Here is a 3,220-nt window from a genome sequence, read left to right as displayed (position 1 = left end):
CAATATGACCCAGGTCCTTGTGGCCTGGTTTTTTTATTTCAAAATTTATGAAATGTATCTTATGTTTGAGATTAAATAGTGCAATGTTTTAAAAAATATAACATACATCAATATAAATTTAATTCATCTTTACATTAAAAGTGCGAACGAATAAGAAAAGTAATTAAACACAGTATCAAACCATTTAAAACAATTAGTATAAAAAGTAAATAGATAATTAAAAATCAATAAAATTAAGTTATTCAAACCAAAGTGTAAAATAACAGTTGAAAATAAATAAATTTATTTAAAGTATTGTTCTTTATCTAAAAATGTATTACGATGGGAATACAAATTTTTATATGTAAAAATATTAGTTTTTTGCAAATATTGATATTTTAAAGGAGATTTATATGATTAACAGGGATAACAAAAAGGCAATAACAAAAAAGGGTATGATTTCGAATCGCTTAAACAAATTCTCGATTAGAAAGTATACTGTAGGAACTGCATCGATTTTAGTAGGTACGACATTGATTTTTGGTCTAGGGAACCAAGAAGCTAAAGCTGCTGAAAACACTAGTACAGAAAATGCAAAACAAGATGATGCAACGACTAGTGATAATAAAGAAGTGGTGTCAGAAACTGAAAATAATTCGACAACAGAAAATAATTTAACAAATCCAATTAAGAAAGAAACAAATACTGATTCACAACAAGAAGCTAAAGAAGCACCAACTACATCTAGTACTCAACAACAGCAAAATAATGCTACAACTTCAACTGAAACTAGGCCTCAAAACATTGAAAAAGAAAATGTTCAACCTTCAACTGATAAAACTGCGACAGAAGATACATCTGTTATTTTAGAAGAGAAGAAAGCACCAAATAATACAAATAACGATGTAACTACAAAACCATCTACAAGTGAAATTCAAACAACACCAACTACACCTCAAGAATCTACAAAAATTGAAAATTCACAACCGCAAGCAACGCCTTCAAAAGTAGACAATCAAGTTACAGATGCAACTAATCCAAAAGAATCAGTAAATGTGTCAAAAGAAGAACTTAAAAATAATCCTGAGAAATTAAAAGAATTAGTTAGAAATGATAGCAACACAGATCGTTCAACTAAACCAGTTGCTATAGCTCCAACAAGTGTTACACCAAAACGTGTAAACGCAAAAATGCGCTTTGCAGTTGCACAACCAGCAGCAGTTGCTTCAAACAATGTTAATGATTTAATTAAAGTGACGAAGCAAACAATCAAAGTTGGCGATGACGAAGATAATGTAGTTTCTGCACATGATGGCGAAGAAATTGAATATGACTCAGAATTTACAATTGATAATAAGGTCAAAGCCGGAGATACAATGACAATTAATTATGATAAGAATGTAATTCCTTCGGATTTAACAGATAAAAATGATCCTATCGATATTACTGATCCATCAGGAGAGGTCATTGCTAAAGGAACTTTTGATAAAGCAACTAAGCAAATCACATATACATTTACAGACTATGTAGATAAATATGAAGATATAAAATCACGCTTAACTCTATATTCGTATATTGATAAAAAAACAGTTCCAAATGAGACAAGTTTGAATTTAACATTTGCTACAGCAGGTAAAGAAACAAATCAAAATGTCACTGTTGATTATCAAGATCCAATGGTCCATGGTGATTCAAACATTCAATCTATCTTTACAAAATTAGATGAAGATAAGCAAACTATTGAACAACAAATTTATGTTAATCCTTTGAAAAAAACAGCAACTAACACTAAAGTTGATATAGCTGGTAGTCAAGTAGATGATTATGGAAATATTAAACTAGGAAATGGTAGCACCATTATTGACCAAAATACAGAAATAAAGGTTTATAAAGTTAACCCTAATCAACAATTGCCTCAAAGTAATAGAATCTATGATTTTAGTCAATATGAAGATGTAACAAGTCAATTTGATAATAAAAAATCATTTAGTAATAATGTAGCAACATTGGATTTTGGTGATATTAATTCAGCCTATATTATCAAAGTTGTTAGTAAATATACACCTACATCAGATGGCGAACTAGATATTGCTCAAGGTACTAGTATGAGAACAACTGATAAATATGGTTATTATAATTATGCAGGATATTCAAACTTCATCGTAACTTCAAATGACACTGGTGGTGGTGACGGTACTGTTAAACCTGAAGAAAAGTTATACAAAATTGGTGACTATGTATGGGAAGACGTTGATAAAGACGGTGTCCAAGGTACAGATTCGAAAGAAAAGCCAATGGCAAACGTTTTAGTTACATTAACTTACCCGGACGGTACAACAAAATCAGTAAGAACAGATGCTAATGGTCATTACGAATTCGGTGGTTTGAAAGACGGAGAAACTTATACAGTTAAATTCGAAACGCCAGCTGGATATCTTCCAACAAAAGAAAATGGAACAACTGATGGTGAAAAAGACTCAAATGGTAGTTCGATTACTGTTAAAATTAATGGTAAAGATGATATGTCTTTAGACACTGGTTTTTATAAAGAACCTAAATATAATCTTGGTGACTATGTATGGGAAGATACAAATAAAGATGGTATCCAAGATGCTAATGAACCTGGTATCAAAGATGTTAAGGTTACATTAAAAGATAGTACTGGAAAAGTTATTGGTACAACTACTACTGATGCCTCGGGTAAATACAAATTTACAGATTTAGATAATGGCAACTATACAGTAGAATTTGAAACACCAGCAGGTTACACGCCAACGGTTAAAAATACTACAGCTGAAGATAAAGATTCTAATGGTTTAACAACAACAGGTGTTATTAAAGATGCAGATAATATGACATTAGACAGTGGTTTCTATAAAACACCAAAATACAGTTTAGGTGATTATGTTTGGTATGACAGTAATAAAGATGGTAAACAAGATACAACTGAAAAAGGAATTAAAGACGTTACAGTTACATTGCAAAATGAAAAAGGCGAAGTAATTGGAACTACAAAAACAGATGAAAATGGTAAATATCGTTTTGATAATTTAGACAGCGGTAAATACAAAGTGATTTTTGAAAAGCCTGCTGGCTTAACACAAACAGGTACAAATACAACTGAAGATGATAAAGATGCTGATGGTGGAGAAGTAGATGTAACAATTACAGATCATGATGATTTTACAATAGACAACGGTTACTTCGAAGAAGATACATCAGATAGCGATTCAGACTCAGA

At 31.0% G+C, this 3,220-nt stretch carries 1 protein-coding gene; it reads left to right on the top strand.

Annotation, left to right across the window (positions count from 1 at the left end):
• Positions 1-392: 392 nt before the first annotated feature.
• Positions 393-3,220, top strand: a 2,828-nt coding sequence (locus tag HMPREF2658_RS09365) for an SdrD B-like domain-containing protein (protein WP_070854370.1), incomplete at its 3' end; no start/stop codon positions are given.

This window comes from Staphylococcus sp. HMSC062H10, from assembly GCF_001836945.1.
GTDB classification, from domain to species: Bacteria; Bacillota; Bacilli; order Staphylococcales; family Staphylococcaceae; genus Staphylococcus; species Staphylococcus aureus.
The sequence above is the reverse complement of the archived record's forward strand: the minus strand, read 5'-3'. Positions and strand labels throughout refer to the sequence as shown.